General features: G+C 59.1%; 14 protein-coding genes. 4 read left to right on the top strand and 10 right to left on the bottom strand.

From position 1 onward, the window contains the following. Positions 1-2 precede the first annotated feature (2 nt). The 6 genes from G7026_RS11125 to G7026_RS11100 form a co-directional block, all read right to left on the bottom strand. A complete protein-coding gene (locus G7026_RS11125; RefSeq protein WP_258190241.1) occupies positions 3-791 on the bottom strand; it encodes a hypothetical protein in 789 nt (262 codons plus the stop codon). A gap of 92 nt (positions 792-883) precedes the next feature. After that, positions 884-1,276 carry a diacylglycerol kinase gene (locus tag G7026_RS11120; protein ID WP_181070845.1) on the bottom strand — a complete coding sequence of 131 codons (393 nt, stop codon included), beginning with the start codon at positions 1,274-1,276 and terminating at the stop codon, positions 884-886. Further along, entirely contained in the window at positions 1,273-1,986 is a 714-nt protein-coding gene (locus G7026_RS11115; protein WP_181070844.1) for a lipopolysaccharide kinase InaA family protein, read from the bottom strand. Before G7026_RS11115 ends, G7026_RS11120 begins: the two co-directional genes overlap by 4 nt. Before the next feature lie 2 nt (positions 1,987-1,988). Then, complete coding sequence (locus tag G7026_RS11110) at positions 1,989-2,678, bottom strand: class I SAM-dependent methyltransferase (RefSeq protein ID WP_181070843.1); 690 nt, start codon at positions 2,676-2,678, stop codon at positions 1,989-1,991. A gap of 82 nt (positions 2,679-2,760) precedes the next feature. Then, positions 2,761-4,041 (bottom strand): sensor histidine kinase, encoded by a 1,281-nt coding sequence (locus G7026_RS11105; RefSeq protein ID WP_181070842.1) that lies wholly within the window; start codon positions 4,039-4,041, stop codon positions 2,761-2,763. Further along, entirely contained in the window at positions 4,031-4,714 is a 684-nt protein-coding gene (locus tag G7026_RS11100) for a response regulator transcription factor (RefSeq protein WP_181070841.1), read from the bottom strand. The genes G7026_RS11105 and G7026_RS11100 overlap by 11 nt, the downstream gene beginning before the upstream one ends. 102 nt (positions 4,715-4,816) lie before the next feature. Here G7026_RS11100 and G7026_RS11095 point away from each other — a divergent pair, with 102 nt between their 5' ends. Together G7026_RS11095 and G7026_RS11090 are read left to right on the top strand one after the other, a co-directional pair. Continuing rightward, on the top strand, positions 4,817-6,772 hold the full coding sequence (locus G7026_RS11095) for an LTA synthase family protein (RefSeq protein WP_181070840.1): 1,956 nt from the start codon (positions 4,817-4,819) through the stop codon (positions 6,770-6,772). A 101-nt stretch (positions 6,773-6,873) separates the two neighbouring features. Further along, positions 6,874-7,575, top strand: coding sequence for a phosphatase PAP2 family protein (locus G7026_RS11090; protein WP_258190240.1), 702 nt, complete (start codon positions 6,874-6,876; stop codon positions 7,573-7,575). Between the two features lie 461 nt (positions 7,576-8,036). Here G7026_RS11090 and G7026_RS11085 read toward each other — a convergent pair whose 3' ends face one another. The 4 genes from G7026_RS11085 to G7026_RS11070 all read right to left on the bottom strand — a co-directional run bounded on the left by G7026_RS11085 (position 8,037) and on the right by G7026_RS11070 (position 10,904). Further along, positions 8,037-8,957, bottom strand: a complete 921-nt coding sequence (locus tag G7026_RS11085; RefSeq protein ID WP_219858404.1) for a cation diffusion facilitator family transporter — start codon at positions 8,955-8,957, stop codon at positions 8,037-8,039. 126 nt (positions 8,958-9,083) lie between these two features. Further along, positions 9,084-9,746, bottom strand: a complete 663-nt coding sequence (locus tag G7026_RS11080; protein WP_181070838.1) for a transmembrane anchor protein — start codon at positions 9,744-9,746, stop codon at positions 9,084-9,086. Positions 9,747-9,761: 15 nt separating this feature from the next. Then, positions 9,762-10,496, bottom strand: coding sequence for a HupE/UreJ family protein (locus G7026_RS11075; RefSeq protein ID WP_181070837.1), 735 nt, complete (start codon positions 10,494-10,496; stop codon positions 9,762-9,764). A gap of 48 nt (positions 10,497-10,544) precedes the next feature. After that, complete coding sequence (locus G7026_RS11070; protein ID WP_181070836.1) at positions 10,545-10,904, bottom strand: hypothetical protein; 360 nt, start codon at positions 10,902-10,904, stop codon at positions 10,545-10,547. Between the two features lie 115 nt (positions 10,905-11,019). Here G7026_RS11070 and G7026_RS11065 point away from each other — a divergent pair, with 115 nt between their 5' ends. Continuing rightward, on the top strand, positions 11,020-11,307 hold the full coding sequence (locus G7026_RS11065; RefSeq protein WP_181070835.1) for a metal-sensing transcriptional repressor: 288 nt from the start codon (positions 11,020-11,022) through the stop codon (positions 11,305-11,307). A gap of 49 nt (positions 11,308-11,356) precedes the next feature. Beyond that, positions 11,357-11,707: a DUF3147 family protein gene (locus tag G7026_RS11060; RefSeq protein ID WP_028238071.1), complete on the top strand. Its 351-nt coding sequence runs from the start codon at positions 11,357-11,359 to the stop codon at positions 11,705-11,707. Positions 11,708-11,778 lie beyond the last annotated feature (71 nt).

Genomic DNA, 11,778 nt, shown 5'->3' with positions numbered 1-11,778 from the left:
CTTTAGGAGCGATTCAGCTCGAGGATGCGATCGCGGCCCTGCTCGGCGAGCAGATAATGGCGCGGTGCGACACGTAGCAGCGTTTGTGGAGAGCGCAGATGGCCGAGGACGACATGCTCGGTGCCGGTGTTATCCAGCAAAAGCAGACGTGCCATGTGTGTGGCGTCCTCGCTGGCCCAGAGTCCCTCTTCGGTACAGAGCAGATAACCGGGTTCGTTTAGCCCGGACCAAACGGTCTCGTCCACGCCGTCCTCGTTCAGGCGCTTGACCCAGCCGCGTTTCTTCTCGGCATAGAAAAGCCGCCCATCGGGGCAGGCGGTGATCGCCTCCGCTTCGTTTAATCCGTCACGCAAGACAACGGTTTTGCCGTTCTGCGGGTCGAAGCGCAGCAGCCGACCGCTGGCCTGATCCTCGATGGCATAGAGATAACGACCATCGCTGGCGAGCTGCTCCACGCCTTGGCCGATCAGCAGGCTGGTGGTTTTGTCTGCGTGCATCCACAGGACCGGTAAATTTCCACCTTCCTGACTGATGGCGATCCCGCCTCGATAAGCCAGTAACCCGTCCGGTTTGGACAACCCTTGCATCACCTGAAGAACGCTGCCATCGGCAGGCAGCTTCAACAGCGTCCCGTTTCCGTTTCGGTATTCCTGCGTCACATAGAGATTGCTTCGGTCGTCCTTGGCCAGGGCGCTGACCCTCTCGATATCGTCGTAGTAGACTTGGTAACCCCAGCCGGATGCGGCGGTTACTGCTGCCAGGTGACGCCATGCAGGCAATGCCAGCGCCAATGCCGAAACGGCAAGCCCGCAGGCAACGATTTTTAGGGCATTGAGTAGCGGCCAATGATCGGCCTTTAGAACGCTAGCTAGAGGACGCCGAGTCATAGCAAGATTGCTCCCCAGACAACCACAATCAGAATCAGCGCGAGAAATTGGGCAGCACTGCCCATGTCCTTGGCTTGCTTTGAAAGCGGGTGGATAGCCAGGGATATCCGGTCGATGGCGGCCTCGATCGCTGAGTTGAGCAGTTCCACGATCAGCGCCATTAGAGCCACCAGGATCATCACGGCCCGTTCGGTTCTGCTCACATCGAGCAGGCAGGCAACGGGGATCAGCATGAAGTTCAGCAACAGCAACTGGCGGAACGCCGCTTCTCCTAGGTAAGCGGCCTTGAGTCCGGCCAGCGAATAGCCTGTCGCATCGATGATTCGGCGCAGGCCCGAGCGCCCCTTCAAAGCCTGTGCATCGGTTTGGCAATCGTTTAGTTCGCTCATGCCGCACGCGTCCCGAGTGCCTGTAGGTAGGCCTGCTGAAAGAGCACCCAGTCTTCCAGCGGCATATGCTCGCGATGGCGGAGCAACTGGCGCAGGTCGTGCCGGGAGGCTGCGGAGGTCCGCCAGCGCCGTCGGCTCTTTTCAAGGTCGAGCAGGGCAATCACCACATCTGTCTCGGCGTCTCGCGTACCTACCTTGACGAAGATGTGTTTGGGGTAGCAGCAACCGTGCTGCCAGCCGGCCCGGTGCAGGCGTGCCAGGGTGAAGGCCAGTTGCTTGAGCATCTTGTCGTTCAGCGCGCCGTCATGTCGGTGCGGGCCATTGGGCGCGTACCATTCCTGCAGGCTGATAAAGCCTTCCAGCGCCTCGGTGACCAGCAGCGCCTGCCATTGGCCCGCTTCTTTTTGCGCGGCACAGTAAATGAGACTCGGGACGCGAATTCCCAACCGCTCAAGCGCAAGTAAAGCCTGCCGCTCGCGTAACACGGTCGGACGTCCGAACGGGTACCGCAGCGAGCGGTAGAGGTGGCCGACCTGGCGCTTGCAGTAAAGGATGGGCTGGTCAGGATCGCGCGACACCAAGCGTTGTACACCGCTGTGTCCACCGCGCCGCTGGTTGGGCAGCTCGACCCACTCGCCTTCGCTGTTCCACCAGCGCTCGAAGCGCGTATCGCCGCCCGGCGCCGGCTGTAGCCCTATCAAGGCGTCCATGGTCAGGCTTCCTTGCGCAACGTATAGACGCGCCACATGGCATAACCCGGCAAGAAGTCCTGCTGACCGATGATCTTGAACCCGGCTCTACGGAACTCCGCTTCGATCACATGGCGCGGCACGACAAACCGGTTCTGATTGTCCGCAGCCCGGCCCTGCCTGACACGCTTGGCCTCCAGGCGCTTGCGCTTCCAGGCTTTGTAGTTGCCATCTACCCAAAGCGAGACGATGACCGTATCCCGCGTGACCCGATGGAACTCGCGGAGTATGGCCAGGCGGTGATCCGCTTCGGCGATGTGGTGGAGCAGACGTATACAGAAAATGCAATCGACCGCATTGGGGCCCAGGTCGATCTGGAAGGCCGATGTCTGGAAGGTTTTGACCCGCGCGACGATACCGGCGGGCTGCGCCGCTTGCGCAGTGGCTAGCATGTGCGCCGAGTTGTCGGCCGCGAGTATCACCCGATTGGGATGCTCCGCCAGCAGGGGCCAGAAACGCCCCGCACCGCAGGGTAGATCAAGTACCAGAGCTGGCTCGTCGGCTTGCTGAAGTGCCCGCCGGGCCAGCTGTTCATCACGCCAGTGGGAGAGCCTGCGGGCCAGACCATCATGGTGCTTGTGCAGGTACTGCACTGCATGCTCCTGGTCGTATTTGCGCGAGAACTCAAGTTCGATCGGATGATTTTTTGACATGTCTGGCCTTCCACAAAGGGGTACGCCAGACAATCTAGGGATGAGGGGGTCAAGCGGTTGTCAAAACCCTGTGAAAAAAATGTCAAAGCTGCTGATTCGGGCTCTGCCCCAGAACGACCCGGAAGCAGCTGCCGCCTGGCGCAAGGTCGCTGACACCAATGCTCCAGCCCTGGTGCGTGCAGATGCGCTTGACCAGCGATAGTCCCAGCCCCAGGCCTTCCCCACGGGCACGCTCGCCCCGCACGAAGGGTTCGAAGATGCGTTCCTGCTGGCCGGAAGGAATGCCCATGCCGCTGTCCTCGACGCGAAAACCGTCCGGCTCCAGCGTCAGGTGCACCCAGCCTGCATCGGTGTAGTGCAGCGCGTTGCGCAACAGGTTGGACATGACGGTAGACAGGAGGGTGTGGTTGTAGCGCTGAGCATCAGTGCCCTCCTCCAGCAGCTCGAACCCAAGGCCCTTTTCAGCCATTGCCGGGCCCCAGCGCCTGTATTGTTCCGCTGCAACGCTCGCCAGGGTGGTTGCCCCCGCCAGTGACGCTTCTTCCGGCTGGCTGCGGGCCAGGGTGAGAAAGGTTTGCACCAGATCGCGCATTTCCGCGGCAGCGCGGGCAATGCGGGCTACCTGCTCTTTTTCGCGTGCGCCCAGCGGAGCGGCGTCCAGCAGCTCGCATGAAGTGCCGATGATCATCAGCGGCGTACGCAATTCATGGCTGACATCACTGGTGAACAGCTGCTCGCGTTCCAGCGAGCGCCTCAACTGCCCGAGCGTGCTGTCGAATGCCGAGGCCAGGTGGCCAATCTCATCATCCGCGTATTCGGGCGCCAGAGCCGGCGCGCTGGAATGCAGCTGATCGCGGTGCTGAACCTGCTGGGCGAGCCGGCTCACGGGCGCCATGACCTTTTGCGCCATCATGCGGCCCAGCAGCCAGGCGCCTGCGATGGTGAGCAGAAAACCCGCCAGCACCACATTGAACAGCGCCTGCTCCCGCGCCTCGAACTCGTGTTGTTCCTGCACCAGCAGATAACGCTCGTTGCCCACGTTGCGCGTGTAGACATAGAAGGCTTCGTCGCCGTTTACCACCTCGGTAAAACCCGGCTGCGTTTTCGAAAACTGCAGGGGAATGGCAAATTCCGGCGCGGTCGTGGCAAAGAATTGCGTGCTCGAATCAAGACGCGGACGCAGCCCCTGCCCGATGTCCTGAAGGATGGTATTCAACTCACGATCAAGCTCTTCGGAAACCAGATGCTCCTCGATGGAGTGAACGATACCGACGATGCCGAGGGAAAAAAGCCCGCTCACGATCAGCGTCATCAATGTAAAGGCGATGACGATTCGACGGGCGAAAGGCTGTTTAGACGGCATCGGGCGTCTCCGACAAGCGATAGCCAACGCTGTGAATGGTATGCAGCAAGGGTTTCTCGAACGGTTTGTCGAGGATCTGCCGCAACTGATGGATGTGGCTACGCAGGCTGTCGCTGTCAGGCAGGTTTTCGCCCCATAGCGCCTCCTCAAGCGCGTCCCGGCGAACGACTGCGGGGCTTCTGCGCATCAGGATTTCAAGCAGCTTCAAACCAATCGGGTTGAGCTTCAAGGTGCGCCCGGCACGCACGACCTGCAGCGTATCCAGGTCGAGGCTCAACTCGGCAACCTGCAGCACCCGCTTGCGGCTGCCCTGGCTACGGCGCAGGACCGCCTCGATGCGCGCCACCAGCTCCGACAACGCAAAGGGCTTGATCAGATAGTCGTCCGCGCCTGCGTTGAGACCCTGCAAGCGATCGTTCAGGGCATCGCGCGCGGTGAGCATGATGATCGGCGTCTCGCGCCCGGCATCTTCGCGAAGACGCCGGCAGACCTGATAGCCATCGATTCCCGGCAGCATGATGTCCAGCACGATGAGGTCATAAGGTTCCGTGGCGGCCAGGTGCAGGCCACTCAAACCGTCGCTGGCGCAGTCGACGGTGTAACCCTTGAGCTGCAGGTAGTCGAGCACGTTGGCGAGGATGTCACGGTTATCTTCGATCACCAGAATACGCATGGGGAAGGCTCACAGACGTTGACGTTATTTTCACAAGGTTTTTACGAAGGGCTCACGGGCTGATCGGCACAGTGCGACACGTTCATCCACAAGGATCATACGATGTCGTCACTCCGATACGCTCAGCTTCGCTACCTCTCCCTGATTCTAACGATATGGCTTGCGGTGTTCTTTCTGACCCGCAGCACGCTTTTGATCAGCCACCTGGGTGACGCCAACGTCAGCATTGGCCAATTGCTCGGCGTCTATGGAACCGGCATGGTCTATGACCTGGCCCTGCTGCTTTATGCAGCCTTGCCGCTGGCGTTCTACTTGCTGCTCTGCCCAAGAAGTATCTGGGAGAAGCCCTGGCACCGGCGATTGCTGCATGCGCTGCTGGCGATCAGCCTTTTCGTGATGCTGTTCACCGCCGTGGCCGAGTGGCTGTTCTGGGACGAGTTCGGCGTACGCTTCAACTTCATCGCGGTGGATTACCTTGTGTATTCCGACGAGGTGATCAACAACATCCTGGAGTCCTATCCCATCTATCCGCTGCTGGCATTGCTGGCAATCATGGCGATAGCCGCTGCGATGCTGTTGCGCAAGGTCACCGAAGCAGCGTTGCGCGCACCGCTGCTGGGCTGGCGTTCCGGCGGGGCTGTCCTGGGAGCGCTACTGATGGGTGCCATGGCCAGCGCTTATGGCGTGGGCCAGGACTTTCCGCGCAGCATCGGCGGCAACGCCTACCAGCGCGAGCTGGCAAGCAACGGTCCATTCCAGTTTTTCGCGGCCTTTCGCAATAACGAGCTGGAATACCCCCAATTCTATGCCTCACTGCCGACGCGGGAAGTGGCTGAGCAGCTACGGCAGGAAGTGAGCGAGCCCAACGCCCGCTTCCTCGGCGCTGATCCGCTGGATATCCGCCGGACGATCGACAACCCGGGCGAACCCCGGCGACTCAACGTGGTGCTGGTGACGATTGAAAGCCTCAGCGCCAAGTATCTGGGAAGTTTCGGTGATGCCCGCGGCCTCACCCCAAACCTGGATGAGCTTCGCCAACAAAGCCTGTTCTTCAACAACTTCTACGCCACCGGCACCCGGACTGATCGCGGCCTGGAGGCCATCACCCTGTCGGTGCCGCCAACTCCCGGACGCTCCATCGTCAAGCGCATCGGCCGCGAAAGCGGCTTCGCCAGCCTGGGGCAACAATTCAAGGCACAGGGCTACGACAGCGTGTTCATCTATGGCGGGCGTGGCTACTTCGACAACATGAACGCCTTCTTCGGCGGCAACGGTTATCGCATCGTCGATCAGAGCAGCGTTGCCGAAGCCGACATCGCGTTCAAGAATGCCTGGGGCATGGCCGACGAGGACCTGTATGCCCAGGCGATCAAGCAGGCAGATGCGAATTACGCGACCGGCAAGCCGTTCTTCCTGCAACTGATGACAACCTCCAACCACCGGCCTTACACCTACCCCGCGGGGCGCATCGACATTCCTTCAGGCGAGGGGCGCGAGGGTTCGGTGAAGTACACCGACTATGCCATCGGCCAGTTTCTCGAACAGGCGCGCAGGAAAGCCTGGTTTGAGCAGACGGTCTTTATCTTTGTCGCCGACCACACGGCCGGCAGCGCCGGAACCGAAGACCTGCCCGTCGCCAACTACCACATTCCGCTGTTCATCTACGCACCAACGCTCATCGAGCCACGCGAGTTCTCCGGCCTGACCAGCCAGATCGACCTGGCGCCGACCCTGCTCGGCCTTCTCAACATGGATTACGTGTCCACCTTCTTCGGGCGCAATGTGCTCCGCGCAGATGCGACACCCGGGCGAGCTCTGATCGGCAATTACCAGCACTTGGGGCTGTTCGACGGCAAGGATCTAGCGATCCTGAGCCCTCGTCGTGCCATGCGCCGGCATGACGATGCGTTGCGCCTGAGCCGAGAATCCAATGCCCGAATCGATGATCTGCTGATCAGGCGAAACATCAGCTATTACCAGAGCGCCAGCCATGACTACACCGAGGGCCTGCTGGGCTGGCAGCCCGACCTGAAGCAATCCGAACTCAGTCAGCGCTGAATCATCCCACCTTGCCCCTGCGATTTCGGGGGCATTGCCGGAATATCGAAATGTCTTGCTCCACCTCAAAATGCTCCAGGCCATTCAACTTCCATGTGGGCATGGGTATTCCGCTCGCCTTGATGCTGCTGCTCCTGGTCAACGACCCGACGCGAATCGATTTTGCCATCGCCAATTTCTTCTACAGCCCTGAGACGGGCTTCATTGGTCGCCATAGCTGGTTTCTCGAAGACGTACTGCATGACCGTGCCAAGCAGGCGGTCATCGCCATTGGTGTCCTGGCTATCCTGGGCTTTGGGCTCAGCTTGCTGCCGACAAAGCTGAAAGTCTGGCGCCGTTCACTGGGCTATCTGGTGCTGGCTCTGGCCTTGTCAACCAGCATCGTGACACCGTTGAAGGCGCTGACGGCGGTCCATTGCCCCTGGAGCCTGAGCGAATTCGGCGGTTCAGAAATCCATACGCCGCTGCTGAGCGAGCGGGAGCCAACCTTGAAACCCGGTCGCTGCTGGCCGGGTGGGCATGCGTCTGCCGGCTTCTCGCTGATTGCGCTTTACTTCTTCCTGCGTGACCGCAGACCACGTGCAGCAGCCTGGGCACTTGGGTTGGCCCTGGGGTTGGGAACCGTTTTTTCCATCGGCCGCATGATGCAGGGCGCCCATTTTCTGTCTCACAACCTCTGGACGCTGCTGTTTGATTGGGTGATCTGTCTGGCAACCTACCGCCTGGTGCTGTATCGACCAGCGGTTAAGCCTGCCGGAACGGATATTCCGGTTTCGGGCGCGGCTCAGGAGCTAGTCGAATGAGCAACGGCCAACATGCGCTCAGGCCTTCAAGCCGGACGGAAAAGGCCACACCGATGTTGGCCAGAAGGGATGCCGATGTCCCCTACCCGCGTGGCGCGGTTCACTTGCGTCGCATGGCCTGCCCCTTGGCCTGGTCGACATGGTGTTGCCATTCGCGGTCACGGTCGCGCCAGTTTCGGTCCCACGCCTCACGGTCTGCCGAACGCTCCGCCATCGCCTGACACTGACGGAAACCATTGCTCCAGCCCAAGCAGTTGCTCGCGTGTACTCTGGCAGCCTGCTAGCAATACGGTGGTAAGCAAGTAGGCGATGAACGCGCGGTGGGGTTGGATGCCTGAACGCATAGCTATCCGCACCCCGCATAGTGAAGGCTAAAAACATAGGCCAAGAATTAGCATCAAGGTGTGCTACAGCTATTCAGGCCACTACCGTGCAGCCCGGCTGGGCGCTCTTTCGGTTGTCTACTTGCAATCACCAGACCCACAATGAGGATCTGCATCGCAAGTTAGACGGATAGCGGCATTCTCCGGTTGTAATGTGCTGTGCCCAATATCGAAGCGCTCCCGCAAGATCGTTTGCAGTTGCGGCAGTATCTCTTCCCACTGCCCCATCGCTTCCACATCGACATGCGCTGCTAGCGCCTGGCTACTTGATGACAAGCTCCAGATATGCAGGTCATGGATAGAACAGACGCCGTCGACACGGGTTAGAGCGCAGCTGACTTCATGCGCATCGATTCCCATTGGCACACCTTCCATCAATACATGCGTCACCTCACGCAGCAGTCGAATGGCTGACACCAGAATCAATAGGCTGACGAAAAGAGACAGTATCGGGTCCGCAATGGACGGCCCGCCCAGATAGATGATTGCGCCTGCAATCAGCGCAGCGACCGAGCCCAGCAAGTCTCCCATCACGTGCAGGAGTGCTCCGCGAACATTTATGGTCTGCTCTCCGCGCATCAGCACCCAAGCCACCATGATGTTCACCAGCAAACCGACCCCGCCGATAACCAATACCATGCCACCCGCGACGGTTGGAGTATCTGCCATCCGACGGATCGCCTCGTAGGTGATGAATACAATCACGCCGAACATAAACAGAACGTTGAACAGAGCGCCGAGAATTTCTGCGCGCTTGAATCCAAAGGAATGCCGCCGCGATGCAGGCTTGTTGGCCAACAAGGCGGCAAAAGCACCGATTCCAAGAGACAATGAATCGGTAATCATGTGACCTGCGTCCGACAGCAGTGCAAGCGAATCGGCCATCAGGCCACCGAACACTTCGACAATTGCGAAACCTGTCGTGAAGATCAGCGCGAGCAATAATGTCTTGCCGCCACCATGGTTATGATTGTGGTCTGGCATTTTTGCGTCTTTCATCATTGATCCTCGAAAACTCACTGATGCACTTGGCTGGCTCGACGGCCTTGGCCGGATTGAGCAACCTTGGAGCGATGGGCTATCTCACCCTCCGATAACCAACGCTTCCAAAGAAGACCTTGTGGTTTAAATCACTCGTTTGACGCTCAGGTACTCGCCCTTGGTCTTGAGCGTGATCGTCACGTCACTGTTGCTACGGTTACGCCAGAACCAACCGTGGGTGCCGTCGAATATCGCAGTTAGTTCGCCTTTGTCGCCTTTGACCTGCTTGGCCTTGCTGTAGCTGTGGTAGTAGCCCTTCGGGCCGTTGTAGGGCTCGCCGTGTGTGTCGTGGTTAACCGGAGCGCCATTGGCTGTCCACTCGTAGCTGACCGTGGACTTGTCCAGCATTTCAAGCTTGATTTCACTCGCCTCGCCCGGTTTCAGCGTGACAGTCACTTCATCGGACTTCAGGGCCGGCTGTGGCTCTGCTACCGGCTCAGCCACAGGTGCCGCTGCAACTTGTTCTTGAGGTGCCAGCTGAGCGGGCGCGGGGGCTTGTACGACCGGGGCCGCCACTGGCTGAACAGCTGCATCCGCCGCCGCTTCTTCGGCCAGAATTTCCTTCATCTCACCCATCTGGGTCAGACCGAGTACCCGGCCAACACCCGTTGGGTCGATGGCGTATTCAGAGGGCATCACCACGGTAACCAGCAAGGCAGCGGCAACAGCTACTGCGATCACAGTGGAGCGCAGCAGCTGGCGGCTGGTTGGCAATTCGTTGAGCGTTGGTAGCTTGGTATTGAACATGCTGAAAATTCCTTATTAAGACACGATCAGGCCGGTGAGCTGGTAACCCATCAAGAGGAAACCGGCGCTCATCATGGCGACGTTGGCGGTGTAGGCATGACGCCAAAAGCTGGCGGTGCGCCGCCAATAGCCCATGACAATCAGGATGGCGCTCAGGGCCAGGACCTGGCCGATTTCGACGCCGACGTTGAAGGCAATCAGGTTGGCGATAAGACCGTCCGCCGAGATCTCGTATTCCTGAATCTTGGTCGCCAGGCCAAAGCCATGCAGCAAGCCGAAGATCAGTGTGGCCGCTTTGGTATTCGGCTGGTGGCCGAACCAACGCTGGAACGCGCCCAGGTTATCCAGCGCCTTGTACACCACCGAGAAGCCGATGATGGCGTCGATCACATAGGAGCTGATGCTGATTTCCGCCAACACGCCGATCAGCAGCGTCACGGTGTGGCCCACGGCGAACAGGGTGACGTAAAGGCCCACGTCTTTCAGGCGATAGAGAAAGAAGATCACCCCGAACAGGAACATCAGGTGGTCGTAGCCGGTGATCATGTGCTTTGCGCCCATGTAGATGAACGGCAGCACCATCACCCCCGAGCTTTCCTGAATAAAGCCCTTGTCGCCCTCGGCAACAGCGTGGGCCAACGCGTCAGGCATGCCGAGAAACAGCAATGCTGTGAACAGCAGCAACAGTAGTAGCGAGCGATTCGGACGCACGACAGATGCGCCCCTTGCGCCCATAGATAGCGAATGCATGGTTAAAGTCCTGAATTACTGTGGTCTTGGGCCGCACAGCGGCCTGTGTCAGAGCACGAATGCAGGACGGGGTGGCCGCTCAATCAGGAAGATCGGGCCGGGAGGAAGGGAATAACGAGGGGCGTCTATCGGCTTTGCACGCTCTGGCAGCGTATTGATACTCAGCAGCGTGGTCAGGTGCGGTGTTTCGTGCACATGGTCGGCTGTCAGCGAGGAGTGGTAATGATCCGCGCATGCCGCGCAAATAAATGCGCGCTCGCCATACGCATGCGAAGAAGCACCGTCACTGCCACCCCAGGCTGGCTGACTCGCCCCCATAAACAGCGCAGAGGTGTGCCCAACCCAGGCCATCAAGATGGCAAGAGCAACGGCGAATATCACCTTGGCACTGATGGATTGGCTAAGCATGTTGTGGTTTTTTTTGCCTGAGCGGTTGGCTTTCTGATGGCGTGGGTGGTTTGACCACATCCCCCCCAGGGGGATAGCATGCGAGAGTAATTCATCGACGCATGAGACTCAAGGCATGAGCGATAACGAACACGGCCACCAGCACCAAAGTCATGGCGATATCGTCAAAAGGTTGAAGCGCGCAGAGGGCCACCTGCGCAGCATCGTAGCTATGATTGAAGGCAGTCGATCCTGCGTCGACATCGCTCAGCAGCTGCATGCAGTGGAAAAAGCCGTCTGCCAAGCCAAGCGTGTCCTTATCCAAGATCATATCGACCACTGCCTGGAACACACGGTCGAAGCACTCGCTTCTGGGGAGCGAGCTTCACTCGAAGATTTCAAGCAAATCACCAAGTACCTTTAAGGGCGACTCAGTCTAAAAGGCTCCATCAATAGCGCTCTGGGAGATACGAATGGCTTGGGTTATCAGCAAATATTTTCTGACCGCGATGGTGGTGGTCGTGGTGTCGGAGGTTGCGAAGCGTAGTGACAAGTTTGGTGGACTAATTGCGGCGCTGCCTCTGATTACTGTACTGACACTGATCTGGCTAAACGTTGAAAAACAGCCAGCAGAGAAGATCGCAAATCATGCCTGGTATACCTTCTGGTATGTAATACCCACTCTTCCAACGCTACTCGCGTTTCCGGCGCTTCTGCCCCGGTTCGGCTTTTGGCCAACTCTGATGATCTACATCGTTGCTACTGCGGGCTGTTTCGGCTTGTTTGCGCTAGGTGCCCGTCGTTTTGGTATCGAACTGCTCTGAGAAACTCTATGGAGCGCTCGTCAAACCGTACTCAACTACCCGCTCAGTTTACGTCGCGTTCAACCACCCGA

The organism is Stutzerimonas azotifigens (assembly GCF_013522725.1).
Classification (GTDB): domain Bacteria; phylum Pseudomonadota; class Gammaproteobacteria; order Pseudomonadales; family Pseudomonadaceae; genus Stutzerimonas; species Stutzerimonas azotifigens_A.
Note: the sequence above shows the minus strand (reverse complement) of the source record. Positions and strands in the feature narration are given on the sequence as shown.

Coding starts and splice junctions, on each gene's coding strand:
- G7026_RS11075 (WP_181070837.1), bottom strand. CDS start 10,496: ATGCATTCGCTATCTATGGGCGCAAGGGGCGCATCTGTCGTGCGTCCG.
- G7026_RS11110 (WP_181070843.1), bottom strand. CDS start 2,678: ATGTCAAAAAATCATCCGATCGAACTTGAGTTCTCGCGCAAATACGAC.
- G7026_RS11085 (WP_219858404.1), bottom strand. CDS start 8,957: ATGAAAGACGCAAAAATGCCAGACCACAATCATAACCATGGTGGCGGC.
- G7026_RS11120 (WP_181070845.1), bottom strand. CDS start 1,276: ATGAGCGAACTAAACGATTGCCAAACCGATGCACAGGCTTTGAAGGGG.
- G7026_RS11080 (WP_181070838.1), bottom strand. CDS start 9,746: ATGTTCAATACCAAGCTACCAACGCTCAACGAATTGCCAACCAGCCGC.
- G7026_RS11095 (WP_181070840.1), top strand. CDS start 4,817: ATGTCGTCACTCCGATACGCTCAGCTTCGCTACCTCTCCCTGATTCTA.
- G7026_RS11115 (WP_181070844.1), bottom strand. CDS start 1,986: ATGGACGCCTTGATAGGGCTACAGCCGGCGCCGGGCGGCGATACGCGC.
- G7026_RS11105 (WP_181070842.1), bottom strand. CDS start 4,041: ATGCCGTCTAAACAGCCTTTCGCCCGTCGAATCGTCATCGCCTTTACA.
- G7026_RS11060 (WP_028238071.1), top strand. CDS start 11,357: ATGGCTTGGGTTATCAGCAAATATTTTCTGACCGCGATGGTGGTGGTC.
- G7026_RS11065 (WP_181070835.1), top strand. CDS start 11,020: ATGAGCGATAACGAACACGGCCACCAGCACCAAAGTCATGGCGATATC.
- G7026_RS11100 (WP_181070841.1), bottom strand. CDS start 4,714: ATGCGTATTCTGGTGATCGAAGATAACCGTGACATCCTCGCCAACGTG.
- G7026_RS11070 (WP_181070836.1), bottom strand. CDS start 10,904: ATGCTTAGCCAATCCATCAGTGCCAAGGTGATATTCGCCGTTGCTCTT.
- G7026_RS11090 (WP_258190240.1), top strand. CDS start 6,874: ATGGGTATTCCGCTCGCCTTGATGCTGCTGCTCCTGGTCAACGACCCG.